The sequence below is a fragment of the Ottowia thiooxydans genome (assembly GCF_040548795.1).
In the GTDB taxonomy this organism is placed as follows: Bacteria; Pseudomonadota; Gammaproteobacteria; order Burkholderiales; family Burkholderiaceae_C; genus Ottowia; species Ottowia thiooxydans_A.
In genome coordinates, this window is record NZ_JBEPSH010000011.1 from 76,570 (window position 1) to 101,868 (window position 25,299).

A 25,299-nucleotide genomic window follows, 5' to 3' on the forward strand; every position below is an offset into this window, starting at 1 on the left:
GCCCCATCCATGCTCGAACTCTTCGCCAGCCAGATCATCAACGGTCTGGCCATCGGCCAGGTCTATGCGCTGATTGCGCTGGGATTTTCGCTGGTCTTCGGCGTCTCCAACCTCATCAACTTCGCGCAGGGCGCCCTCTTCATGCTGGGCGCTTTCATCGCGTTCAGCGGTGTGACGGTGCTGCACCTGCCGCTGCCGGCCGCAGCCCTGCTTTCAGTGGCGGTGGTAACGCTGTTGGGCGTGCTGCTTGAACGCGTGGCCCTTCGCCCGCTGGAGAACGCGCCCTACATCGCCCCGGTGCTGTCCACGCTGGCCATCAGTCTCATCATCGACCAACTGGCCGAGATCATCTGGTCGCCCGAAGGCCAGGCTTTCCCGGTGCCGTTCGAAGAGCAGACCTACTTCTTTGGCGCCGCCTACATCACCAGCACCGATCTGCTGATCTTCGGTTTTGGCGCGCTGGCCACCATCGCGCTGACGCTGTTCCTTTCCCGAACCTGGTTGGGCCGTACCCTGCGGGCCACCGCGCAGGACCGCGACGCCGCTGCGCAACTCGGTGTACGCACTGCCAATGTCAAGCGCCTCGCCTTTGGTCTTGCGGGCGCGCTGGGCGCGCTAAGCGGCATCCTCGTGGCGCTGTACTTCAAGAGCGTGTTCCCGCAAATGGGGCTGCCCTACGGGCTCAAGGGCTTTGCCGCCGCGCTGCTCGGCGGCCTGACGAGCACGCCCGGGGCGGTGCTCGGCGGGCTGTTGCTAGGTGTGGTGGAAACGCTGGCCAGCGCTTACGTGGGAGAAGGCTACCGCGATCTTGTGGCCTACACACTGGTGCTCGTGTTTCTCGTGTTCCGGCCGCAAGGCTTGCTCGGTGACCGCCGGCTAGATGCGCTCGGTGGTGCCGGCGGCGCTGCCGGCGCCATGCCCAGCACCAGCGTGCTCGCGTCCTCGTCGAGCCAGCGTAGTGCAGTCCGGGTATGGGAGCTGCCCCCCTGGGGGTTCCTGGCAGCGGGCGCGGGGCTCGCTCTGCTGCCACTTGCTACGCAGAACGCGTACCTGCTCCAGTCCGTGGCGTACGCCATGATTTTCGCCCTGCTCGTAGCCAGCGTCACGCTGGTCTCCGGATCGCTCGGCATTCTGTCCATCGGCCACATGGCTTTCTATGGAGTGGGCGCGTACACAGTGGGCATCCTGGCGCGCAACCACGGATGGCCTGCCGAGGCCGCTCTGGTTGGCGCGGCCCTGGTCACCGCGGTGATCGCGATGGTTGCGGCGTTGCCACTACTCAAGCTCAGCGGCCACACAGCAGCGCTGGGCACGCTCGCAGTGGGCCAGATCGGCTACCTGATCTTCATGGTGTGGCTCGACGTGACGCGCGGCCCCATGGGCTTCATCGGTATTCCAGCGCCCCGGCTAGCGCTGCTGGGAGGACTCACGCTCTCCAGCCTGGTAGACAAGTTCCTGCTGATTGCCGCTGTGGCGGCGGTGGCGCTGGCGCTTGCCCAGCGCCAGCTCGACTCGGGCCTGGGCCGCGTGTGGCGCGGCATCCGCGAAGACCGTCTTGCTGCACACGCGGCCGGGCTGCCGGTGCGGCGCTACATCTTGCTGGGCTTCGCGCTTTCGGGCGTGCTCGCGGGCACCGCCGGGGGCTTGTTCGCTTACGTGCAGAACGTAGTGAGCCCGGAGAGCTTCACCGTCAGTGCTTCGATCTTACTGCTGACCATCGCGGTGCTCGGCGGCTTGGGTAACATCACGGGTGCGGCGCTCGCGGGCTTCACGCTCACTTTGTTGCCCGAGCTGCTGCGGCCGTTCGCCGAGTGGCGAATGATTGCCTACGGCGTGGCGCTGCTCATCATGCTGCGCATCCGCCCGCACGGCCTGCTGGGAGCGCGCTGACCATGAACACACGCATCCATAACGAAGGCCATGGTCTTCAGGTCGAAGACCTGAGCCGCCACTTCAGCGGTGTGAAGGCCGTCGACAACGTGAGCTTCTCCCTCGCACCCGGCGAGACCGTGGCGCTCGTCGGCCCCAACGGGGCAGGCAAGTCCACTCTGATTCAGCTGTTGAGTGGTGTAGAGAAGCCCACCGCAGGTCGCATCATGCTGGACGGGCGGCGCATCCACGGCCTGGTACCCGAGCGCATTGCGCAACTCGGCCTGAGTCGAAGCTTTCAGACATCGCGGGTATTCCCCTCGCTCAGCGTGTGGGACAGCGTGCGACTGGGCACACAGGCTGCTTTGCTGCGGAGTCGGCACGGCGGGCTGGTTAACCCGTTCACCGAAGTGGCTGGCGAGCTGCTCGGCTTGCCTGGCTGGCGCCGCCGCCGTGCCGAAGCCGAGGCCCGCGCCGAAGCCGCCCTGCAGCGCTTTGGCGACAGACTGTGGCCGCGGCGCGAGCAACCCGCATTTAGCCTGTCGTACGCCAACCGGCGGCGCCTGGAGATCGCGCGCGTGCTCGCCGCACACCCCCGCTTCGTGTTGCTTGACGAACCGGCCGCCGGCATGAACCCGAGCGAGACAGCCGAGCTCACCGACCTGTTGCTCGCTCTGCGAGCTGAACAACCCAAGCTCGGGATTCTGGTGGTCGAACACAAGCTCTCGCTCGTGCGTCGCATCGCCGACCGTGTGGTCGTGCTCAATCAAGGTCGCGTGCTCGCCACCGGTACGCCGGCCGAGGCGCTGGACCACCCTGAGGTCGTCGAAGCCTATCTGGGTCGTGCCCGCACGCGTCCCACCCAATCGGATGCCCACCTTGGCTGATACCTCCCCTTCTCCCCTGCTGACGATCGATGGCATCGACGTGCACTACGGCGCCGTGCAGGCGCTCTACGGCGTGAGCCTGGTGGTGCACGCCGGAGAGGTTGTCTCGGTGCTGGGGGGCAATGCCTCTGGCAAGTCGACTACCCTCAAATCCGTTCTCGGCCTCGTCACCCCCACGCGCGGCCGCATCGTGCTCGACGGCCGTGAGATCCAAGGCCGTGCACCGGCCGACGTCATCGACCTCGGTGTGGCCAGCGTGCCCGAGGGGCGGCGCGTCTTCCCCGAGATGTCTGTGCATGAAAACCTGTTGCTGGGGGCGTACCCGCGCCGCAAGGAAAAAGCCGCGATTGCAGAGGACCTCAACGAGGTGTTCACCGCCTTCCCACGCCTGGCCGAACGGCGGCGCCAGGCGGCAGGCACGCTCTCGGGCGGCGAGCAGCAGATGCTTGCGCTAGGCCGCGCCTGGTTGCGGCGAGGCCGGCTGATCTGCATTGACGAGCCCTCGATGGGGCTTTCACCGATTTTCGTGGACGCCGTCTACGAAGTTCTTTTCCGCTGGAAAGCCGCCGGCCAGACGATCCTGCTGGTGGAGCAGAACGCGCGCATCGCGCTCGAATTGGCGGACAACGCCTACGTGCTTCAGCACGGGCACGTGGTGCTTCAGGGAACGGCGGCCGAGCTCATAGCCAACCCCGCCGTGCAGAAGGCCTACCTGGGTGCCTCCTGAATGACGGACGCCATAGCCTTCACCCACCTGCTGCCCATGCTGCCACTGCACGCGCAGAGCTTTGCACCATACGGCACCGTGCTGGGCGCGCCGCCAGCTGGTCCGCTGGTACCGGCCTTCCACAGCGTGGGTACCGACTTCTGGCAGACCCACGTGTTCAACACGGGAGTGGGCGGAGAGCCGGAGTTCCTCTGGGTCCGCTACCGCGACCACAGCGTCGCTATCGGCGTGCTCGAAGTGCACCACCTCACCGAACAAGCCATCGTGCCGCTGACGGGCGAGATCATTCAGATCGTGGCCACCGGCGACACACCCGATCCCGCCAGCTTTCGCGCATTTCGCGTGCCGGTAGGCTTAGGCATTTGCATGCGGCCCGGCTGCTGGCACACCACGCGCGTCACGGGGGGCGAGGTGACCTGCCTGATGGCCACCCGCCGCTCCACCACCACCGACCTCATCGGCCACTTTTCCCATGCGCTTCCCGCCGCCGAAAGCGCGCTTGCCAGCGTCCGGACCCGCATCACCTGCGCTTGACGCGCGCCACCCGAGTACCGACTCCATGACTACTCTTCATACTCTCGAAACAGACGTGCTGGTGATCGGCGCCGGCGGCGCCGGTATGTCCGCGGCCATCGGCGCGGCCGAGTCCGGCCGGCAAGTGCTGCTGGCCGACCGCAGCCTCATCGGCAGGGGCGGAGCAACCATCATGGCGCAGATGACCGTTGCCGTTGCGCTGGGCGAGCAGGAGCCCGACCACTGGCGCCACCACCTGCGCGACACGCTGGCGGCCGGCCGAGGATTGTGCAGCGAGCCGCTCGCGCGCATCCTCTGCGAAGAAGGTGTAGATGCGATCCGCCTGCTCAACCGCTGGGGCGTGGGCTGGGCCAACGCCAACGGCCACCTCACCCAGGCCCATGCGCCAGGCCACGACCGCCCTCGCTGCGTGTATGTGGACTATCTCAACACCGGGCCAGCAATCGCTAAGACACTTCGCAATCAGGTGGCCCGCACGCCACAGGTGCGCCGCGTGGGCGACCTGGCCGTGGTGGACCTGCTCTTGCACGAAGGCCGCGCGGTGGGCGCGGTGGCGCTGCACCTGACCACCGGCGAGCCCGTGTTGATTCGCGCAGCCACCACAGTGATCGCCACCGGTGGGCTCACCCGGCTGTACCGCCGCAACAGCGCATCGCTCAATATGGGGGGTGACGGCTTTGCCCTCGCGCTGCGTGCGGGCGCGCGGCTGCTGGACATGGAGTTCGTGCAGTTCTTTCCCATAGGCCACCTCGCGCCCCGTCTTGTGGGGTTCGACCCGATCATGTGGGACCCTTTCCGCTACAAGTTGGGCGGGAGGCTGCTCAACCGGGACGGTGAGGAATTCATGGATCGGTACGGCAACGGCAACGAGGCTGCCGGCTACACCACCACGCGCGACGCGGCCACCTACGCGATCCTCAAAGAGGTCGAGGCCGGTCGTGGCTCGCCCGCTGGTGGCGCATATCTGAGCTTTCGCCATGTGCCCGAGTCGGCGTTGCTTGAAGCGTTCGGTCCGATCATCGGACGGCTTAAGGAAGCCGGCATCGACCTCACACAACAGACGATTGAAGTGTCGCCTATCGCCCACTATCACATGGGCGGCATTCGAGTGGACACCTCGCTCGCCACCGATGTGCCCGGTCTTTACGCAGCGGGGGAAGCGGTAGGCGGTGCCAACGGCGCCAACCGGTTGTCCGGCAATGCCATCACTGAAGCCATCGCGTTCGGGCTCCGCGCCGGTCGTTCGGCTGCGGCAGACGTGATGCACGCCGCGCTGCCTTCGGTCGATGTACTGCGTGCGCAGGCCGCACCGCTGCTCGAGGCGCTGTCAACGGTCGAGCCGCGCGCCGATGCGCCCCCCAACGTGGCCGCGCTCATTGAAGTGCTGCAAGACCTGATGCAACGGCACCTGGGTCCGTTTCGCACCGAAGTCGGCATCCGCCAGGCGCTGCTCGACATCCGTGCTCTGCGCCAGCGCGCCGGCACCGAATTGCCCGGAGGCGGCCCGCAAGATCCGGTGCGCCTGGACGCACTCGATCTGCGCAACATGCTGCTCGTGGCCGAGTCGGTCGCGCACAGCGCGCTAGCGCGCACTGAGAGCCGAGGTGCCCACCAGCGCGAAGACCACCCAGGCCAGGAAGACGACTGGACGCTCAACCAGACCATCGCCTGGCGCGACGGCCTGTGGACCCTGGCCACGCAGCCAGTGGAGCGGCTCGCCGATCAGCCCGAAACCGAAGAAGTCCGCGCATGACCACACCCTCAGACACCTCATCCATTCAACTTCGCGTGCACCGGGGCGGCGGGCCGCAAACGCCCATGTTGCAGGACTATGAAGTGCCAGCTCACGCGGCGGCCTCGCTGCTCGATGGCCTGCGCTGGTTACGCGCCAATGCCGACGACACGCTGGCCTTCCGGTATTCCTGTATCAACGCCAACGCGTGCAAAGAATGCATGGTGCGCCTCGACGGAAAGACTGTCTACGCCTGCACCGCGAAACTGGAGCCCGGCCGCACCTACGACGTGGCTCCACTGCCCAACAAACGGCTGGTGCGCGACCTGGTCACCGAGATCGCGCCTTCGAAGGAACGGTTGTTCGAGGGAGAAGATGGCGATGGCGATTGAAGCGCCTTCCTCGCCGGCGAGTTTCGTCGTCACCGACGGCCGCGACCACTTCACTGTGGAGCGACCATGGCAGCACCCCGGGCCCGACGGCAGCGACGTGCAGGCGATCAGCCAGCTCGCGTTGGACCGCCACGGCCGTGTGTTCGTTCTGCAGCGTGCGGCGCCCGCGCTGCGCATTTACCTGCCTGATGGCAGGCTCGAACGCAGCTTTCACCACCCTTTGCTGACCAGTGGTCACGGTCTGCATGTGGATGCGCGAGACCGCCTGTGGGTGACCACCTACGACGCGCATCAGGTGCTGGCATTTGACGCCGACCTGCGACCCGTGATGGCTCTGGGCAGCCACAACCTGCCCGCTTGGGAGAAACCCTTCAACCACCCCACGGGCGTGCACATAGCCCCCGACGGCGACATTCTCGTGAGTGATGGATACGGCAATTCCCGTGTGCACCGCTTCGCACCTGACGGCCGGCTGCGCCGCAGTTGGGGCAGCCCCGGCAACGGCCCCGGCGCGTTCAACACACCGCACGCCGTGTGGGTCTTGCCCGACGGCCGCGTACTCTGCGCCGACCGCGACAACGACCGCATCCAGGTCTTCGACGGTACAGGCACCCTGCTGGCCATGTGGGAGGGCCTGGTGCGCCCCATGGCCTTGTGGGCCACCGCTGACGGCCTCACCTTGTATGTGAGCGAGCAGGTGCCGCGCCTCTCTCGGCTGGACACCACGGACGGCCGCGTGTTGGGCCGCGCCCGTGCATTCGGTATCTATGCCCACGGCCTGGCAGGCGACACGGCCGGCAACCTCTATGTGGCCGAACAGGGCGCCACGTCTCTGGTTGCGCAATTCCGAAAACGGATCACACCATGACCGGCACCCGAAAAAATGCCCCCCCGCGTTCCACCCCAACCGCAGGCGAACGCATTCGCATCCTATCTTCCGCCCACCTCGCCAACGGGCCCCACGCGGAGCTGTCGGAGCTGGAATTCGGCCTGATCATTGCCCACAACGCTTTCAGCCGCTGGGTCATGCGCTGCATGTCCGCAGCCGGTGAGCCCGACCTGGCTTTCAACGACATCCTGGTCCTGCACCATGTGCACCACCGCGAGCGCGGCAAGAAGCTGGCAGACATCTGCTTCACCCTCAACTACGAGGACGCGCACGTCATCAACTACGCCCTGAAGAAACTCGCTAGCCTGGGCCTGGTCAGTGGGGAAAAAACGGGCAAGGAAGTTCTCTACACCACCACAGCCGATGGCGCTGCCCTGATCGAGCGCTTCCGGGATGTGCGCGGCCGCTGCCTGCTCGCCAGCGCCGAAGGCGAACAGGCCGACGGCGACTCTCATTCCCACGTGGCCAGCCGCCTGCGCCTGCTCTCGGGGCTGTACGACCAAGCCGCGCGCGCCGCCTCTTCACTATGATGACAGACACCGACTACACCGACAACCACGCCAACACCGCTGGCCGCTGGGAATTCTGGATCGACCGGGGAGGCACGTTCACCGACGTGATCGGCCGCCGGCCCGATGGCTCTCTGAGCACCGTCAAACTACTCTCTGAAAACCCAGGCCTCTATGCCGACGCGGCGGTTGAAGGCATCCGCAGGTTGCTCGAACTCGCGCCCGGAGAAGTGGTGCCGGCCGAGCGCATCGCCGTCGTGCGCATGGGCACGACGGTGGCCACCAACGCGCTGCTCGAGCGCAAGGGCGAGCGCGTCCTGTTGGCCGTGACGCGTGGCTTTCGCGACGCTTTGCGCATCGCCTACCAGAATCGCCCTCGCCTCTTCGACCGCGAGATCGTGTTGCCCGAACAATTGGCCAGCCACGTGGTGGAGATCGACGAAAGGCTCGCCGCCGATGGCAGCGTGGTCACGCCGCTGGACGAAGATCAGGCCTGCGAATTGCTTGCCCAAGGACGCGCTATGGGGTTTTCGGCCATCGCCATTGCCCTGATGCACAGCTATCGCAACGCGGTGCACGAAGAGAAGCTTGCGGCCATCGCACACGCGATGGGTTACACGCAGGTGTCAGTCTCGCACCGCGTGTCTCCACTCATCCGCTTTGTTGCCCGGGGTGACACGACCGTGGTGGACGCCTACCTGTCACCGGTGCTGCGCCAATACGTCGATCGTATCTCGGCGGCGTTGCCCGGGGTTCGGCTGCAATTCATGCAGTCGAACGGCGGGCTGACCGACGCGCTGTCATTCCAAGGCAAGGACTCGGTGCTCTCCGGCCCGGCGGGTGGCATTGTCGGCATGGCTGGCGTCTCCGTCACCGCAGGCTACGACCGGGTAATCGGCTTCGACATGGGCGGCACGTCCACCGATGTGTCGCACTACGCAGGCGAATACGAACGCGCATTCGATACACTTGTGGCAGGTGTTCGCCTGCGCGCACCCATGATGAGCATTCACACCGTGGCGGCCGGTGGTGGCTCCATCCTGCGCTTTGACGGCACGCGTTTGCGGGTCGGCCCGGAGTCCGCGGGCGCCGACCCAGGCCCGGCCTGCTACCGCCGTGGCGGCCCGCTCACCGTGACTGACGCCAACGTACTGTTGGGCCGCATTCAAGCAGCGCATTTTCCAGCTGTGTTCGGTCCCCACGGCAACGAGCCACTGGACGCCGATGTGGTGCGAGCACGCTTCGCCCAACTCGCCGACGAAGTCTCCAGTGCCACAGGGCGCGTGACCACGCCCGAAGCGCTCGCGCAAGGTTTTCTGAAGATTGCAGTGGGCAACATGGCCAACGCCATAAAGCGCATATCAGTGCAGCGCGGCTACGACGTCACGCGCTACACCCTCACTACCTTCGGGGGTGCAGGCGGTCAGCACGCTTGTGCGGTGGCCGATGCACTCGCCATGCCCCGGGTTTTGGTGCACCCGCTAGCGGGCGTTTTGTCAGCCTACGGAATGGGGCTTGCGGTTTCGACAGCCATGCGCGAACGCTCTGTAGAGCGCCGGCTCGACGCCGATGGCGCCGCAGCAGCCCTGCATGTGCTGGACCAATTGGCCGCTGCCGCCAGAGACGAGCTGGCCTCCCCTGGCGCCGAATCCGACGGCATTCAGGTCGTCCGGCGACTCTACCTGCGCTATGAAGGCACCGACACCACCCTGGCCGTGCCATGGGGCTCTACTACTGACATGATCGCCACCTTCGAGCTCGCGTACCGCCAGCGCTTCGCGTTCCTGATGCGAGGCCGCGATCTGGTCATAGACTCGGCAGTGGTCGAGGCCATCGCCGGTGACAGACCCGCCGAAAACGTGCACCACTTTTCTCGCCCGGCTCGGGAAGCCGGAACGACGCTTCAAGCGCTCTCGAGCGTGCCATTCGAGACTGAGCAGGGCAGACAGCAGGCGCCCCTGTATGCGGCGTCGCACCTGCGAACGGGCGACGCCATCTACGGCCCGGCCATCATTACCGACGCGAACGCCACCACCGTCGTGGATCCCGGCTGGCGCGCCACGGCCTCTGCGTCTGGCAACTTGGTGCTCGAACGCCATGTCCCCCGCCCACGGGGCCACGCCGTCGGCACCGATGCCGATCCCGTGATGTTGGAAATCTTCAACAACCTGTTCATGTCCATCGCTGAACAGATGGGCTGGCGGCTGCAGAACACGGCGCACTCAGTCAACATCAAGGAGCGCCTTGACTTCTCCTGCGCCATCTTCGACACCGACGGCGAATTGGTCGCGAACGCGCCCCATATCCCCGTGCACCTGGGTTCGATGGGCGCCAGCGTGCGCGCCGTTATCGACCGGTTCGGCACTACGATGTGCCCAGGCAACATCTATGCATTGAACGATCCCTATGCTGGCGGCACCCACCTGCCCGACGTTACTGTCATCACTCCGGTGTTTGACGAAGCCGGTACGCGAGTGCTGTTCTACGTCGGTTCGCGCGGCCACCACGCCGACATCGGCGGGCTTACACCGGGATCGATGCCACCCGACTCTCTCACCATTGAAGACGAAGGCGTGCTGATCACCGATTTCCTGCTGGTCGAAAACGGACAGCTGCGGGAAGCAGCGCTGCGCGAACTGCTGAGCAGCGCCCGTTACCCCTCGCGCAACATCGACCAGAACATCGCAGACCTCAGCGCCCAGGTCGCCGCCAACGAGAAGGGTCGCGAAGAGCTGCTCTCCATGGTGCGCTACTTCGGCCTTGACGCCGTTCGCGCTTACATGCGTCACGTTCAGGACAACGCGGAAGAGGCGGTTCGCCGCGCCATTGGAAAACTGTGGGACGGTCGTTTCACCGTGTCGCTCGACAACGGCGCACAGATCAAGGTCGTGCTCACAGTACACCACGCATCGCGCAGTGCCACACTGGACTTCACCGGGACCTCGGCCCAACTGCCTAACAACTTCAACGCTCCGCGTGCCGTCACCACAGCGGCTGTTCTGTATGTGTTTCGAACGCTCCTTGATGACGAAATCCCGATGAATGCAGGCGGCCTGAAGCCGCTCACTCTCATCGTCCCCGAAGGCTCCATGCTCAACCCACGCCATCCAGCTGCGGTGGTGGCGGGCAATGTCGAAACGTCTACCTGCGTGACGAACGCTCTCTACGGCGCCCTCGGTGTGCTGGCGGCCAGCCAGCCTACGATGAACAACCTGACCTTCGGCAACGCGACTCACCAATACTACGAAACCATCTCGGGCGGCTCGGGAGCTGGTGATGGCTTCAACGGCACCTCGGTCGTTCAGACGCACATGACCAACTCACGCCTTACCGACCCGGAGGTGCTGGAGCTGCGCTTTCCTGTGCGGCTTGAACGCTACGAAATCCGTGGCGATTCAGGCGGTACTGGCCGCTGGCACGGTGGCAACGGGGGCACGCGGACGCTGCGATTCCTCGAACCCATGACAGTCTCCCTGCTAGCCAACGGCTGGCAGCATCCCGCCTTCGGACTGGCTGGTGGTCAGCCGGGCTTGCCCGGCCGCGCGCGGGTGATCCGCAGCAGCGGCAGCGTGGAAACGCTCGACCATGCCGACAGCGCCGAGTTGCAGGCCGGTGATATGTTCGAGATCGACACGCCCGGCGGTGGTGGCTTCGGTGAAGTGCCGGAGGCAGTGCGATGACCTCCCCCGCATCGGAAGCGCGTTTGCGCGTGCGCCTTGGTGAACATTCTGGCCACACGGGCGGTCTCGCGCCGGGTTACGTGCAAGCCAACCTCGTCATACTGCCCGAAGCTTACGTGGCCGACTTCTTGCGCTTCTGCCAAGGCAACCCGCAAGCCTGTCCTCTGCTGGCGGTCTCCGAACCCGGCGACCCAGCCCTGCCCCGCGTCGGAAGCGACATCGATATTCGAACCGACCTGCCTCGCTATCGCGTCTGGCGCAATGGCGTACTCGCCGCAGAACCCACTGAGATCCAGGCGCTCTGGCGTGACGATTTTGTTAGCTTTCTGATCGGTTGTTCGTTTTCCTTCGAACAAGCATTAATTGAAGGGGGAATTTCGCTTCGGCATGTGGAGCAGGGGCGCAACGTCGCCATGTACCGAACCAGCATCGCAACCCAGCCTGCTGGTCCATTCCGTGGGTCATTGGTCGTCTCGATGCGGCCACTGCGCCCGAGCGATGTGATCCGAGCGATCCAGATCACGTCACGCTTTCCAGCGGTTCACGGGGCACCGGTGCACATCGGTAAACCCGAACTGATCGGCATCGACGATCTAGCCCTTCTCGATTATGGCGATGCGGTCGAGATTCGCGACGACGAGCTCCCCGTGTTCTGGGCCTGCGGCGTCACACCTCAATCGGTAGTGCAGGAAGCAAAAATCCCTTTATGCATCACCCATTCGCCAGGATGTCTTCTGATTACGGATCTGAAAAATACACACCTTGCCAGCCTCTAGGGTGCTCAGAATCATCCAAGTGGGCCGTTTGCGCAGTTGCTCTTTCTCTACAGCCTCCATCGTCCGATAGCGGGAGCCTGTACCGCATCGCGCCGATGACCACGCTAGCGATCGGTTTAACCCAGAGCGGTGCGTTCCTGCTTGGCATGCCAGCGCCTGAAGAATCGAAGATGCCGAGCAGGAGCTCGGCGGTCCCAGCGGGCATCCAAAAATCCCATAGGCGCGCCGGCCATGAAACCATCTACAAGCCGGAAGGCACCCTGCCTAAGCCAGACGCCGCAGCAGTGCTGGCGCAATGAGCGCAGTAGCTTGCACGCCGGTCATCTCGGCGTGCAGCAAAGGCACTTCCAAGGTATCTACCCGCGCTGCATAGGGCTTCCATCCACTGGCTTGCAGTTGTGGCTTGGTGACATGATCCCTGGCCGCACGCACATGGGTGATGGTGCCGTCAAAATATTGATGGTGATGCTGCCGAATCAGACGGTTGGTGTCCGTCACCAGCCGCACCACGCCGTGTAGCGCTTCTTCGGGAAGATGGCCCAATGCGGTACCGCCCTCTTGCAGGAAATTGATCACGGCCTCGCGTGTGGTGAGTTCTGGGTGGCCTTCCGGATCATGACCGGCCACGGCCAGCAGGGCTCGCAGGGCCTGAAGAGGGGTGGGCTCAGGCTCGGCTCGCCACACATCGGCAGGATAGGCGTCCAGGAGCGCAACCAGGCCCACCTGGTGGCCACGTGCCCGCAATTGCACAGCCATCGCCTGGGCAATGATTCCGCCAACAGACCACCCCAAGAGGTGGATGGGGCCGCGGGGGTGAAGCTCGAGCACGCGCGACACATACTGCTGCGCCAGCTCGTCGATGCTAAGAGGCAGTGGCGTGTCGGGCTCAAGCGCCGGAGATTGCAGGCCATAGACACTCCGCGTTGGCCCCCATGCGGGTTGTGCGAGCGCGCGTGCCAGCAGGCGATATCCCCACGAGATACCGCCAGCCGGATGCACGGCGAACACCAGGGATTCTGCAGGGTCTCCTGCGGCAAGCTGGATGAGCGGAGCCAGCCCGCTGTCGAAGCTCACCACCTCGGCATCGATAGCCGAGCCGAGTGCCCCCAGGCTGGGGTTGGAAAAAAGCGAACCCAGACCCGGATTTCGCTGCCAACGGTCTTGCACTTGCGCAAGCAGCTGTACGGCCATGAGCGAGTCCCCGCCCAGACTGAAGAAATCCGATTCGGTGGTGATGGGGGTGCCTGGCTTGAGTTGAAGCACCTGGGCAAACAGTTCGGCCAACGCCACTTCTGTTGCTGTTTGAGGTGGTTGGCCTCCAGCCAACTCAACATCTGGCATAGGCAAGCGTGCACGATCAAGCTTGCCGTTGCTGGTGACAGGCCAGTCATTCAGTGCGACGAAAGCGCTGGGCACCATGTAATCTGGCAAGCGTGCCGCCACATGGGCGTGCAGAGCGCTGCTGTCGTATGCCGAGCCAGGTTGCACATAGGCAACCAGACGCCTGTCACCTGGGCGATCCTCGCGTACCACGACGCCAGAGCGCACCACCTGGTCAAATGAAGCCATCGCTGCTTCTATGTCGCCTAACTCAATGCGCAAGCCACGCAGCTTGATCTGGTGGTCATTGCGGCCCAGGAACACGACTGCCCCATCCTCACGCCACCGCGCGAGATCACCTGTCTTGTAGATTCGTTCACCTGTGCAATGAGGGTCAGGCAGGAAGCGCTCAGCGGTCAAATCATCGCGCCCCAGGTAACCGCGGGCCAGCTGTACGCCACCCAGATAGAGATCGCCGGCCACACCTGGCGGAAGCGGATTCATCTTCGCATCAAGCACATAGAGCCGGGTGTTCCATACCGGATACCCAATCGGTACGGGGTGCGAATGGTCTTGGGTATCGGCTGGCCAATAGCTCACGTCCACCGCGGCTTCGGTAGGTCCGTAGAGGTTGTGCAGTTCGCTTTTCAGTGTGGCATGCAAACGCTCTCGGAGCGTGGCAGGTAATTCTTCTCCGCTGCAAAAAATCCGGCGAAGGAACAGGCCGCGTGAACCTGGATGGGCCAGGAAAGCCGCGAGCATGGAGGGCACAAAGTGACAGGTTCCAATCTTGCGCTGGCGAATGATGGATGCCAGCCACGCAGGATCGCGGTGAGCCTGCGGTGGTGCAATCACCAAGGTGCAACCGGTCACCAGCGGCAGGAAGAACTCCCATACCGAAACATCAAAAGTAGCTGGTGTTTTCTGGAGTATGCGGTCAGTCTCGTCAAAAGCATAGTACTGGCGCATCCACTCGATACGATTCACGATAGCCTGGTGCTCAATCAACACGCCTTTGGGCTCTCCGGTAGAGCCTGAGGTGTAGATGACGTAGGCAGCGTCTTGCGGATCTGGACTGGCCAGACTCAGCTCTTGGAAGCTCAGCTCTGGCTCCAGGGGCCAGTGAGATGGATCGATGATGGGCAGCGCTGAAGGCAAGGATGCTGCATCGGCCTGGCACACCAAAGCGCATTCTGGCCGCGCAAGAGCAATCACACGAGCAAGACGCTCTGGGGGGTGTTCCAGGTCAAGCGGAAGATAGGCTGCGCCGGATCGCAATACCGCAACCAGGGCAATCACCAGCTCCAGCGACCGGGGAAGCGCCACGACGACCAGACTCTCGCGCCCAACACCTCTCGTGCGCAGCGCGAACGCCAGTGCGCGCGTGCGCAGCTCCAACTCACCATATGTAAGCTGATGACCTTCAAACTCCAGCGCTACCGCCTGCGGCGTGCTGGCCATGCGCGCTTCCATCAAGGCACTGAGCGTTGTCTGAGGAACGTCATGGTCCGTAGCGTTGACATCCACAAGATAGCGTCTGGCTTCGGCAGGGCTGGCCAAGGCGATGTCGCCGACTGTGCGTGCGGTCAGGGCCGCTTCCAGGAAGGCCAGCAGGCGTTCCTTGTGCGCCGTGACGGCGGCCAGACTGTATAGATCAGGATTGGCTTCGATCTCCAGGTCAAGGCGGTGGACGCCGTCGCCTCGAAAACCCAGGGTGATATCGTCGATAGGACCGGTACCCAGAATCTCCAGATCAGTGCTCACACCCACGAACTCCAGAGCTCGATAGAAGGGCTGCACGTTGATCAAAGGCCCATAAAGCCTGCGTTGTCCACCCAATAGTCCAAGGTCGCGCCTAAGTTGCTCACTGCGGTAGCGACCGTGGCGACGAGCCCGAGCTTGCTGGCCTGCCATGTCCTGGAGAAACTGGGTCAAAGGCAACTCCAGCGTCGCAGCCACCCGAAGTGGCAGGACATTCATCACAGTGGCCGTGGCGCGCGCACTGGCGCTGCCCAACCTGCCCATGTAGGGAACGCCCACAACGGTTTGCGCTGCACCTGACATGCGCTGCACATAAAGGGCTGTCAGCGATGTGAGCACATCCGGCCAAGGCAGTTTGGCTGATTGAGCGAAAGCCAACAGCCGAGCGGAAAGCGCCGGATCCATAGCCATCGTCAGGCGATGGCAAGTTGACGCGCTATTGGCTCTTCCGAACGCCATGCTGGACACCTCAGGCGCATCTCCAAAGCTCTCGCGCCAGAATGCGGCGTCCTTCATCCGGCGATCACTTTCGCCGTAGCTGGCGTCCTCCTCCACCAGGGTTTTCAAACCATTCAAGGGCGAGCGATCAGCCGCACCATTCACGTGGCGTGCATAAAGCTCGCTCACTCGGGCGCCCCATAAGGCCATGCCATAGCCATCGTTGGCCAGATGGTGGGCACGTTGGTACCAGACATAAGTACCGGGCCCCAGAACGAAAAGGCATTGCCGAGAAAGCGGCGCTTTCACCGGGTCAATTGGTGTTTGCATGTCGTGCAACATCACCTCTCGCGCCCGGTGAGCAGGATCTGGGGCCTGGCTGAAATCAATCCGCTCCAGGCCAGGGACGCGCGAAGCGTCCAGCCATTGGCGCGGTCCATCGGTACCCTCACGCATTGCCAGGCTCAGTGACTGCGCTTCACGCGCAGCTTGCAACGCAGCTTCGGTGAAGGCAGGTTCGTTCAGATTACCGCGAATCCACAGGGCATGTCCTGTATTGAAACTGGGGTTCTCTGGCGCAAGACGTTGCGCATACCAAAGCCCCAGTTGGGCTTCGGTCAGCGGCCACGGCTGAGAGGTTGAAGTAACGATGGCGTGAGGGCTCCGGGTCGCGGTCGCGGTCGCGGTCGCGGTCGCGGTCGCGGTCGCGGTCGCGGATTGTGTAGCAGAGGGCTCGACTTGCGATTCGAAAACGGCTTTCACGCCTGACCCTGGTGCTTCTTGATCACACTCCACCACCCGCCCAAGGTCGTATGCTCACCCAGCTCAAAGATGTCGACTTGCAGGCCTGCTTGAGTCCACTCGGCAACAAGTCCTAGCAGGCGCATGGAATCGAGTCCAAGATCCATCAGGTTGTCGTCCAGACCAATGTCATCAGGCGATTCGCCAATCAGGTTGGCAATGTCGCCACGGATGCGCTCCAGGGTGAACGCCGATGCGTCGGATGCGGGTGAATTCGTCATGTCACTGGATGGTTGGAAGAATGTACGGCCGGAGCGTTCTGAGCATCGAGGAACTCGCCACGCAGGCGAGCACGCAATTGCTTTCGGCTGGTCTTGCCTACAGCCGTGTTCTCGAACGCGTCTACAAAGACGATCTGGTCCGGAATCTTGAAAGCGGCCACCCCTCGCTCGCGCATCCAGGCCTTCAATACAGGCGCGCGCGGCTTCTCGCCACGCACGATGATGAATGCGCAGATGCGCTCGCCCAGATATTCGTCGGGAATGGAGACGACGGCAGCATCGAACACCTGCGGATGCGCCAGGAGATGGTCTTCCACTTCTTCTGCAGATATTTTTTCGCCAGCTCGGTTGATGTGATCGTTGGCACGGCCTTGTACCGTGAGGTAGCCGTCGGCTGACTGTTGCACCACATCCCCGGTGCGGTAGAAACCATCTTCTGTGAAAGCCCGGGCATTGGCAGCGTCGTCATTGTGATAGCCCCTGATGGTGTAGGGACCGCGTGTCAGCAGATAGCCGCTCTGCCCAATGGGGACTGGTTGCCCTTGATCGTCGACCACCAGAACTTCGTCATCCGGACTGATAGGGCGGCCTTGGGTATTCAGAACGACGGATTCACCATCATCCAAACGCGTGTAGTTGACCAGGCCTTCTGCCATGCCAAATACCTGCTGCAACTGACATCCAAAGCCGGCAATCACTCGGCGCGCGGCTTCTGGCGTGAGTTTGGCACCCCCGACCTGGAGCACCTTGAGGCTGGACAGATCACGCCCCGTGTGCTGCGCCGCTTGCGCCCACAGCAGCGCCAGCGGCGGCACCAACCCGAGATCGGTGACATGCTCGCGTTCAATCAGCGCAAAGGCGTCTTCCGCTGCGGTCGAGCGCGAAAGTACAACAGTGCCTCCGGCGTACAGCACGCCCAGCGCTCCGGGAGAGCTCATGGGAAAATTATGAGCCGCTGGCAAGGCCACCATATAGCGGCTGTTCTCGGTTATGGCGCATATCTCGTTACTCGCCCGGAAGCTGTATATGTAGTCGTCGTGGGTGCGTGGGATGAGCTTGGAAAGGCCTGTGCTTCCCCCCGATATCTGCAAGAACGCCACCGATTGCGGATCGGGGTCTGGTGCGGAAAGCCGAGCGGCATCGTGCTTGAAGTCTTGGAGCGCAGCGAACTCGGCCGCATCTCCAGATATGACCACCTGCTTGAGGGCAGGCTCGCGTGCCAGCAATTCGCGCGCCAAAGTGCGGTAGTCAAACCCACCGTATTGCTGCTGAGCCACGTAGGCCGAAGCCTGTGACTTTCGGACGAAGTGGCTGATCTCCGTGATCCGGTGCGCCGGCAGCGCGTAGACCGGGATCATGCCTGCCAGGAACAGCCCGAATGCGACGCCGTAAAACTCTGCGACGTTGCCGATCTGAACGACGACCCGATCTCCGCGTTGCAAACCCAAGGCCAGCAGACCCGACGCGACCGTCTCCGCCCGCTCACCCAGTTGCGCATAGGTCCAGCGCTTTTCATGGTCGACAATGGCGGTACGCTCTGAGTAACGCCCTACTCTCTCGCGCAAAAATCCAGGGAAAGTCTCGCCGCGCCAGTACCCAGCCTGGCGATAGCGTTGAACGAATTCCTCTGGCCAGGTTTGGCGCAGGGCAATGAGGGGCTCTGACATGGTCCGTGTGAATGTGAGTTCGCGGTGAGTGAGTTCAGATTTCGGGGCTCGAAGCGGTCGCTGCCTTGTTCGCCCGAACAAGGACAGTGCCCACACTCAGGATGAGCAAGCCACTCGCAACGAATAGATAGGGCAAGGCGGGGGCCACTTGATAAAGCATGGTGCCTGCCAACGGCCCCACCACCATGCCCAGGCCTTGCGCTGCCGCCAGCGTTCCGGCTGCAGCACCCTGCTCATGGGAATCCACTGCATTGGCGGCCATGGCTTGAAAGGTCGGAAAAATCATTCCCATGCCGAAAGCACCAACCCCATACCCCAGCAGGATGGTGGTTTGGCCATTGGCAAGCGTGACGCTGGAAAAACCCAGCGCAGCTATCAAAGCGCCCAACCAGATCCAGCGGATCGGAGGCACGCTTTTCAGGCGCATGACAAACTGCTGAGAAAAAATGAGCGCAAAACCCACCACCGTAAGGGATAGACCTGCCACCCTTGCGCCGTCTGCTTCGCTGAGGCCAAGACGATCCATGGCGAAAAATCCCACCAGAACCTGCGCGATGGCCACTGAGCCCATGGCCGTGAATGCGGTCAAACTCAAGTGACGCAGGCGCGGGTCCCACCAGGTCATCGCTGCGACAGGACGCTGGCCCGGCGCTAACTGTGCGCTAAACCCGGCCTTCTGCGCCGCATGGGGCCCGTCAGCAGGCAAACAAAAAGCAATGACGAGGAAACCCAAGGCAGGCAAGACGGCCGCCGCATAGAGCGCGCCCCCCAGGCTCAGGGTGGCCAACCATCCTGCAGCGGCAGGCCCGGCCACCATACCGAGCGCATTGGCGGTGCCCAGCTTGGCCATGACGGAGGACCGATCTCCTGGCAAGGTGTTGTCTGCCACCGCGGCCGCAGCTGTAGGCGGCACAGCGGCATAGAAGGCGCCGATCAGGGAGCGGGTCACAATCAGCAGCACCGCCACGGCAGTCACGCCAGCATATCCACGCAAAGCGACATCAACCCCAGCAGCCAGCCCTGCATAGACCAGTGCAAATACGGCCAAGCCTATAAGCAACACCCGCTTGCGGCCATGGCGGTCACTCACACGCCCCCACCAGCGCGCCATCAACATCCAGAACACCCCACCGACCGTCAGTGACAGGCCTGCAATCCACTCAGGCAAGCCAAGACGGCGCACGATGGGGCCGATCACCGCCACGTAGGACATCATGGCCATGGTCCCCGTCAAGGCTGCGAACAGCAGCGGAAACATGCGAAAAGGCAAGGGGGTGGAATTCATGGCGTTCAGCGCGCGGCAAATTCAAGCGTAGGAGGGATGGAAGCCGGCCGCATTGGTCCGTGGCTGACGCCAGGAAAGGGCTTCCACGTCACTGCCATGCCTTGCCGCAAGGCCTGACGCTCCGCAAGCTTGGGAGCAGCGTCCGGGGGTACCGAGCGCCGCCGCTCACGTGCGGCCAAGACCATAGCCGGATCGAGGCCCGGACGTAGAGCGCGCGTTTCGTTCTGAACTTCCAGCCCGGAACTGCCAGCCATCAATAGCAGCTCAGTGGTGCGTCCTGCGGTAACCGCTCTGGCCTTGGACTCGACCGTCAAGATGAACCCACCGTGCCACCACAGGGAAGCATCGGCCGCGGCGTACCTCGGAAATAACTGCGGACGCGTGAAAAGTGTGTACAGCGTCAGCAGGCCTCCATACGAGTGGCCCCAGAGGGTGGTCCGTGCAGGATCGCTGGGTATGCGCCTGCGAATCTCAGGCAGCATCTTCTGCTCCAGAAGATCCAGGAAAACATCTGCCCCGCCACCCAGGCGCTTACGCATTTCGTCGTCCCACGTGGGGTCCTCTCCTGGCACGGGGGGCGTGTAGTCAAAGGAACGTGCAGCCACGTCCACGCCAAGATGGGTCTCATAGCCTAGAGCGGCAATGGCCACTGGGCGGTTGCTGTCGGCCATATGCTTCAACTGGTCCTCGGTCAGGGAGGCAAAAGACGCATTGCCATCGAGCATCAGCAGCAAAGGATAGCCCGCAGCCGGTGGGGGCGCCTTGGGCACTGCCAATTGCACTCTGTAATGTCGCTTGCCATCTGCAGATTCCAGCTTGAAGTGTTCAAACCGGTAGTGAGGCGAGCCCACATCGGCAACGCTCTTGCCTACGGGGCGGTTCAAAGAGTACGTGGACAGATCCAGATTGGTGGGCGGAATGGGTTGATCAGATGGAGCGGCGATCATCGACTTCGTGCTGCTTGCGCAGCCCTGCAAAAAAGCGCCGCCGGCCAAGGCAAGCAAGACTATCCGGCGAGGCCGATGGAAAGAGCGGGTCATGGGTCTATGGTGACTATCAAGGGAATCGGGCGGGTAGGATGTTCAATCACTGTGACGGGTTGCCCGTAAATGGAATGGATGCGTTCACCTGTCAGGACTTCACGTGGTGTGCCGTCAGCCATCACACGCCCACGGCTCAACATGATGATCCGGTCCGCGTAGGCGGCTGCAAGATTGAGATCGTGAAGCACGGCAATCACACAGTGCCCGGCCTGCGTGAGGCCTCTCATGCTGCGCAGCATGGACTCCTGATGCTTCAGGTCCAGTGCTGCGGTGGGTTCGTCCAGCAAGATGAGGGGCGTCTGCTGTGAGAGCACACGTGCAAACGCGGTCCGGGCGGACTCTCCGCCAGAAAGCGACTGCACGTCGCGCTGCGCGAGGTGAGTCACATCCGCAGCTGCCATGGAAGCTTCAACAATCTGCGCGTCCTGAGCAGGTTGAGGCGGGTGCGGCAGGCGCCCCATTGCAACGACTTCATGCACTGAAAAAGCGAATCGCACGGCATGGTCCTGCGGCATGACTGATCGCTCGCGCGCAAGTTCACGCACACGCCATCGGTCAATCGCTTTGCCATGCACCTGCACACTGCCCTGGGTCGGAACGTGGTCTCCAGCAGCAAGAGCCAGCAAGGTCGACTTGCCAGCGCCATTGGGCCCCACCAGAGCGGTGAGCGTGCCAGGCTGAAAATCGAGTGACACGCCTTGCACCAGGGCTTGACCGTCTATCGCAAAGCTCGCATCGCGCAAGCTCAGCAGCGGCTGTCCGGAGGTCGCTTTCATCGCGCGCCTCCTGGCCGCTGGCGCAATACCAACCAGAGGAAAAATGGCGCGCCAATGGCGGCAGAAAATAACCCGAGCGGAATCTCGGAAGGTGGGTCCAGGGTACGCGCGGCGGTATCAGCCACCACAATCAAAGCGGCCCCGGTCAGCGCTGAAAGCGGCAATAGCCAACGATGCCCAGGCCCCGCCAGCAACCGCACCACATGAGGAACTACTAGACCGACAAAGCCTATGGTGCCCGCAAACGCCACCCCGGCTCCTACCAGGAGCGCAGAACAAGTCACCAGCAAGACCCGGGCACGCCGCACATCCAGGCCGATGTGCTGAGCCTGCCGCTCACCCAAGGCAAGCATGTCCAGCGGTTTGGCCAGCCATAGCATCCCGATCACGCCAAGCAAGAATACAGGCAGGGCCGCAGCCAGGTCGGACCAATCTGCAGAACCCAGCGATCCCATCTGCCAGAACACCAGTGACTGCAACTGCGCGGCATTGGCTCGGTAGGTCATAAACCCGATGGCGGCCGAGCAGGCAGCCCCAATGGCAATGCCAACCAGCAGCAAAGTGACTGTTCCGCTGCCTCTTCCGGGTCGAGCCAACAGGTAGATCAGCGTGGTCGACACCATGCCACCGACAAATGCTGCCACAGGAACGGTCCATTCACCCAAAGCGCTGGCTCCCATCACGATGGCGCTGACCGCTCCAAGTGCGGCGCCTTGGCTCACCCCCACCACACCAGGATCAGCCAAAGGGTTTCCAAAGAGCCCCTGCAACCCGGCACCGGCCATGGCCAAGGCCGCGCCCACGAGCGCGCCCATGAGTGCCCTCGGAATACGCAAGTTCCAGATGACAGCCATGTCGCGAGCCTTCAAGCCTTCAGCATCGCCAATGCCAAAGCGCTCCAGCACAATGCGAAAGACGTCTGCAGGCGCCACCTTCAGCGGTCCTATGCCAAAAGAAAGCACCATGGCGGCAATCAGCACGCCAGAGAGCAATAGAAGCAGCAAATATCCACTGGGGCGTCGAACGCCCGAGCGCAATGGTGTGGTGGCAGAACTCACTTCGAGGTCAGCCCCTTGAGTGCGCTTGCAAGTGCAAGAGCACCCGCACCGGAATGCACGCCCACGATCTTGAGCTGCTCATCAGGCATGACCCAGATGCGGTTGTTCTGCCCGGCAGGCGTCTGTTTGAGCGCGGGGTATGCGCGCCATATTCCGGCTTCACCCCCGAAGAGCTCCAGATCACTTCGTGTCAGCAACACGATTTCCGGTGCGGCAGCCACCATGCCTTCGTTGCTCAGCGCCGTGTAGTCGCCAGCTTTGGCATCGTCCCCGACATTGATACCCCCCGCCAGCCGAATGAGCTGAGCCGCAGCCGTGTCTTTGCCGCCCACCGTAGGCCGACCGCCGCCGCCGGTGGCAGAAATATGAAGAACGCGCGTGCGGCGCGGCAGTTGCCCAGCAATCGCCTCTGCTTGCTTGTACTGGCGCTCCAGTTCACGCGCCAGGTTTTCACCTTCGGTTTTCAGGCCGAACGCCGCTGCAGTCTTGCGGATTTTCTGGGGGGCCGGCTGCAGATCATCGATCACAACCGACGGCAAACCTGTCTTGCGCAGGGTTTCAGACAGCTTGGCATGCCGCCGCAAGCTGTTGCCCACGAACAGCGTGCCATCCAGGCTTAAAACGCCTTCAGCTCCCGTGGTGCGGTTGAACAGAAAATGATGGGACGCCTTGCGGCCGGCCAAGGTGACAGAACTCTCTGGCGCTGCAAACACGCGGCTGCCCAGGCCAAGCGCCTCCATGATGCCAATGACATCGTCCCCACCCACAATAACGCGTGACGCATCGGTAATTCGCACCGTGGCGCCATCGTCAGACGTCACCGACGTAGGGAGTTTGGGGGTCGCGCTGGAGACCTTCAGGCTATGCGGCTGGCCAACAGCGAGCCAGCCGGCCGGCAACGCCTGTGCATGGGTTGGGACAGGGAAACTCAGAGCGACGGAAAGAGCTAAGGTGGCACAGACGCCGGTCAGTGCCGCAAGGCATTTTTCTTTGGACATGTCGGTGGGGTAGATTTATTTTTATCAACAAGAAAGCGGAAGGCTCGGCTGAACCCATCGCTTGGCACCCGATGAAGGAGATTTCTCTTGATCAGGAACCCAGCCGGGCTTCATTGAGCCGCAGCCCCTTCGCGTGTGGACGCCATAGGAATCCAGCGCTTCACTTGTGGCAATACAAGTAGACTCACTCGGCCGATGCCAGAAGACAGCCAGAGCGAAAACGCCACGGCCACAGGCGATCACCGCTCGCCGCGCTGGCCCTGTGGCCAATCGAGAGCGAGCGCCATCGAACCGCCCTGCCCCACGGATGCCAGAACGCGGGGCGAGAGAAGCATCGATCCTTGGCGAATCAACGCAGTTTGATATAGGAGATGCGGTCACCTTGAGGATCATCTGAACCCCTTGCTTTGTTCACAGCGAAGACACCACCTTTGCCGTCGATCACAGCGTGGTTGGGAAAAGAGCCGCCAGCCAGATTGGCAACGATCCGCCCATTGATATCCACCACCGTCACCGTGTCTGATGCGCGGTTAGACACGTACGCCAGGTTGCTCACCGGGTCGAAGGCCACGTTAAGCGCGCCAGCCCCCACCTTCACATCGTGCAGCACGTTGCCGCTTGCGACATCGGCAATGATCAAATTGTCAGAGCCCTGAGACGCCACCAGGACGCGGTTGGTCCTGGCATCGTAGGCAACGCCGGAAGCCGACCGGGCACCTTCGAGAGCAAACACTTTTTCCACCTGATCGGTACGCGTGTTGATCACCGCAACTTCGTTAGTGGACATGCTCACCGTGAAGAGACGGTGATTGGCTGCGTCGAGCTCAAGGCTCATGGGTGAGAACTTGCGATCGCCAGGCCCCTTGACCGTGGTTTGCAGAGGAATTTTCTTCAGCACGGCGAGCGTCTTGGTGTCGAAGACCACAATGTCGGCCTGGCCGACGGGTGTCGCGTAGGCCTTACCCAGTGCAGCATCGACCAGCACGTCACGCGCATGCGGCACCACACCAGCATCAAACTGCTTGATCAGCTTCAAATCAGCCTGGTTGTAGACGGCCACAGTATCCTGGCGCGTGTTGGTGACCCAGACAGTGCCGTTGGCATCGTCCACTGCCACGCCGTAGACGGCAAATCGATTGACGGCCGGGGCGTTGCCCGAAGCGGTTGCTGCAGCAGGTACAAGACCCGCTTCGACACGGGCCTCAATGGCCAGAGTCTGAGGGTTGATCTTGACCAGTTCCGTCTGGCTGATGGGGGGGCGGCCAACTGCAGATGTCACGAAAACTCGGTCACTCTTGGCGCTGTATGCGGCCTGGTACAGGCCTGGCACCAGCTTCTGCACTTTCACATCAAAGCGCTCCTGCCCTGACAGAGGCACATTGGGAGAGACCTTGAGCGGAAGCAACACGGCTGCGGCCGGCTTGGCGGCATTCACTGTGAGCGAATGGTTTCCGGTCTGCGCGCCTTGTGGCACCTGAAACTGTGTCTGGAATTTTCCATCAGCACCCACCACGGCAGGCGCCTGGTTCAGAGCAGTCCCCCCGTAGTAGATGGTCACTTCCTGGCCGGGCTTGAAGTCCTGGCCAGCAAGCTTCACCTGGCTTCCGGCCAAAACCACGGGCGTTTCGATGACATTCACACGCCCTTTGAAGCTCGCGTCGGGCGCCTCAAAGCCAGGAGAGGCACATGCCGCCAAGACAAGGGCAAGTGAGACCGCTGCGATAGGTCTGATCATGGCGATGGGAGGTTTGGTCATGAATTTCCTTTGACTTCTATTCACACAGCACGAACTGCCACAAAAAATGGGCAGCGAATGCTTTACTTCGAGCCTCCGATGTTAAATGATAATTATTATCAATTGGTAAAACCCCTCCCCCGAACCTCCCAATGTGTTTCGGAAGCAAGCAAGCGTTTTGGATAGATAAGCAGGACCCGC

19 protein-coding genes are annotated in these 25,299 nt (G+C 62.8%); 10 read left to right on the top strand and 9 right to left on the bottom strand.

All coding sequences use genetic code 11. The features are described from left to right. Nucleotides 1-9 precede the first annotated feature (9 nt). From ABIE13_RS23690 to ABIE13_RS23735, 10 genes are read left to right on the top strand one after another with little or no spacing between them, the layout of a single operon-like run. Nucleotides 10-1,890, top strand: a complete 1,881-nt coding sequence (locus tag ABIE13_RS23690) for an ABC transporter permease (protein ID WP_354448100.1) — start codon at nucleotides 10-12, stop codon at nucleotides 1,888-1,890. Beyond that, nucleotides 1,812-2,756 (top strand): ABC transporter ATP-binding protein, encoded by a 945-nt coding sequence (locus tag ABIE13_RS23695; RefSeq protein ID WP_436278469.1) that lies wholly within the window; start codon nucleotides 1,812-1,814, stop codon nucleotides 2,754-2,756. Before ABIE13_RS23690 ends, ABIE13_RS23695 begins: the two co-directional genes overlap by 79 nt. After that, on the top strand, nucleotides 2,740-3,483 hold the full coding sequence (locus tag ABIE13_RS23700) for an ABC transporter ATP-binding protein (RefSeq protein WP_436278470.1): 744 nt from the start codon (nucleotides 2,740-2,742) through the stop codon (nucleotides 3,481-3,483). The genes ABIE13_RS23695 and ABIE13_RS23700 overlap by 17 nt, the downstream gene beginning before the upstream one ends. Further along, a complete protein-coding gene (locus ABIE13_RS23705) occupies nucleotides 3,484-4,017 on the top strand; it encodes an ureidoglycolate lyase (RefSeq protein ID WP_354448104.1) in 534 nt (177 codons plus the stop codon). Between the two features lie 25 nt (nucleotides 4,018-4,042). Beyond that, nucleotides 4,043-5,770: an FAD-binding protein gene (locus ABIE13_RS23710; protein ID WP_354448106.1), complete on the top strand. Its 1,728-nt coding sequence runs from the start codon at nucleotides 4,043-4,045 to the stop codon at nucleotides 5,768-5,770. Further along, on the top strand, nucleotides 5,767-6,141 hold the full coding sequence (locus tag ABIE13_RS23715; protein ID WP_354448108.1) for a 2Fe-2S iron-sulfur cluster-binding protein: 375 nt from the start codon (nucleotides 5,767-5,769) through the stop codon (nucleotides 6,139-6,141). The genes ABIE13_RS23710 and ABIE13_RS23715 overlap by 4 nt, the downstream gene beginning before the upstream one ends. Further along, on the top strand, nucleotides 6,131-7,009 hold the full coding sequence (locus ABIE13_RS23720; protein WP_354448110.1) for a hypothetical protein: 879 nt from the start codon (nucleotides 6,131-6,133) through the stop codon (nucleotides 7,007-7,009). The genes ABIE13_RS23715 and ABIE13_RS23720 overlap by 11 nt, the downstream gene beginning before the upstream one ends. Further along, complete coding sequence (locus ABIE13_RS23725) at nucleotides 7,006-7,560, top strand: winged helix DNA-binding protein (protein ID WP_354448112.1); 555 nt, start codon at nucleotides 7,006-7,008, stop codon at nucleotides 7,558-7,560. The genes ABIE13_RS23720 and ABIE13_RS23725 overlap by 4 nt, the downstream gene beginning before the upstream one ends. Beyond that, the gene (locus tag ABIE13_RS23730; RefSeq protein WP_354448114.1) at nucleotides 7,557-11,219 is read left to right on the top strand and encodes a hydantoinase B/oxoprolinase family protein; all 3,663 of its coding nucleotides are present in this window, start codon (nucleotides 7,557-7,559) and stop codon (nucleotides 11,217-11,219) included. Before ABIE13_RS23725 ends, ABIE13_RS23730 begins: the two co-directional genes overlap by 4 nt. Then, a complete protein-coding gene (locus tag ABIE13_RS23735) occupies nucleotides 11,216-11,995 on the top strand; it encodes a putative hydro-lyase (protein ID WP_354448116.1) in 780 nt (259 codons plus the stop codon). Before ABIE13_RS23730 ends, ABIE13_RS23735 begins: the two co-directional genes overlap by 4 nt. 264 nt (nucleotides 11,996-12,259) lie before the next feature. On the opposite strand, the gene ABIE13_RS23740 is transcribed toward ABIE13_RS23735, so the two are convergent. From ABIE13_RS23740 to ABIE13_RS23780, 9 genes are all read right to left on the bottom strand, one after another. Further along, entirely contained in the window at nucleotides 12,260-16,276 is a 4,017-nt protein-coding gene (locus ABIE13_RS23740; RefSeq protein ID WP_354448118.1) for an amino acid adenylation domain-containing protein, read from the bottom strand. Then, the gene (locus ABIE13_RS23745) at nucleotides 16,273-16,536 is read right to left on the bottom strand and encodes a phosphopantetheine-binding protein (protein ID WP_354448120.1); all 264 of its coding nucleotides are present in this window, start codon (nucleotides 16,534-16,536) and stop codon (nucleotides 16,273-16,275) included. The genes ABIE13_RS23740 and ABIE13_RS23745 overlap by 4 nt, the downstream gene beginning before the upstream one ends. Then, nucleotides 16,533-18,203: a (2,3-dihydroxybenzoyl)adenylate synthase gene (locus tag ABIE13_RS23750; RefSeq protein ID WP_354448122.1), complete on the bottom strand. Its 1,671-nt coding sequence runs from the start codon at nucleotides 18,201-18,203 to the stop codon at nucleotides 16,533-16,535. The genes ABIE13_RS23745 and ABIE13_RS23750 overlap by 4 nt, the downstream gene beginning before the upstream one ends. Before the next feature lie 34 nt (nucleotides 18,204-18,237). Beyond that, complete coding sequence (locus ABIE13_RS23755; protein ID WP_354448124.1) at nucleotides 18,238-19,488, bottom strand: MFS transporter; 1,251 nt, start codon at nucleotides 19,486-19,488, stop codon at nucleotides 18,238-18,240. A 5-nt stretch (nucleotides 19,489-19,493) separates the two neighbouring features. Continuing rightward, nucleotides 19,494-20,528, bottom strand: coding sequence for an alpha/beta hydrolase (locus ABIE13_RS23760; protein ID WP_354448126.1), 1,035 nt, complete (start codon nucleotides 20,526-20,528; stop codon nucleotides 19,494-19,496). Then, the gene (locus ABIE13_RS23765) at nucleotides 20,525-21,307 is read right to left on the bottom strand and encodes a heme ABC transporter ATP-binding protein (protein WP_354448128.1); all 783 of its coding nucleotides are present in this window, start codon (nucleotides 21,305-21,307) and stop codon (nucleotides 20,525-20,527) included. Before ABIE13_RS23765 ends, ABIE13_RS23760 begins: the two co-directional genes overlap by 4 nt. Further along, nucleotides 21,304-22,365: a FecCD family ABC transporter permease gene (locus ABIE13_RS23770; RefSeq protein ID WP_354448130.1), complete on the bottom strand. Its 1,062-nt coding sequence runs from the start codon at nucleotides 22,363-22,365 to the stop codon at nucleotides 21,304-21,306. The genes ABIE13_RS23765 and ABIE13_RS23770 overlap by 4 nt, the downstream gene beginning before the upstream one ends. Next, on the bottom strand, nucleotides 22,362-23,363 hold the full coding sequence (locus tag ABIE13_RS23775; protein WP_354448132.1) for a heme/hemin ABC transporter substrate-binding protein: 1,002 nt from the start codon (nucleotides 23,361-23,363) through the stop codon (nucleotides 22,362-22,364). The genes ABIE13_RS23770 and ABIE13_RS23775 overlap by 4 nt, the downstream gene beginning before the upstream one ends. A gap of 349 nt (nucleotides 23,364-23,712) precedes the next feature. Then, a complete protein-coding gene (locus tag ABIE13_RS23780; RefSeq protein ID WP_354448134.1) occupies nucleotides 23,713-25,119 on the bottom strand; it encodes a YncE family protein in 1,407 nt (468 codons plus the stop codon). Nucleotides 25,120-25,299: the final 180 nt, after the last annotated feature.